The sequence below is a fragment of the Rhizobium ruizarguesonis genome (genome assembly GCF_012349115.1).
GTDB classification, from domain to species: Bacteria; Pseudomonadota; Alphaproteobacteria; order Rhizobiales; family Rhizobiaceae; genus Rhizobium; species Rhizobium ruizarguesonis.
This window is the reverse complement of sequence record NZ_PQIG01000055.1, coordinates 1-273: the sequence shown is the minus strand read 5'-3', so window position 1 is coordinate 273 and position 273 is coordinate 1. Positions and strand designations below refer to the sequence as shown.

Sequence of the window (273 nt, the reverse complement as noted above, 5' to 3'; positions counted from 1 at the left end):
CGGATCTGGTGAAGGCGAAGCTGGAAGGCAAGTCGCTTCCGAAGCCGAAGAAGGTGCAGGTCTCGAAGCCCAACGATCTGCTGGCCGCGCTCCGCGAGAGCGCAGGCATGATGAAGGCCGCTGCGGACCAACCGAAACGCACTGCCGCCAACGCTAACACTGGCGCTGGGAGGCAGCGCGCCGCGCGCGGGGCGGCAACGAAGTCCGCCGCTTCAAAGGCTGCCCCGCAGCGCAAAGCCAGCTAGGGAGATAGGTCATGGCTCCGAAATATTA

1 pseudogene is annotated in these 273 nt (G+C 64.5%); it reads left to right on the top strand.

The window, feature by feature from the left end:
* Window positions 1–245, top strand: a pseudogene (locus tag C3Y91_RS06095) (non-homologous end joining protein Ku); the annotation flags it as partial.
* Between the last annotated feature and the right edge of the window lie 28 nt (window positions 246–273).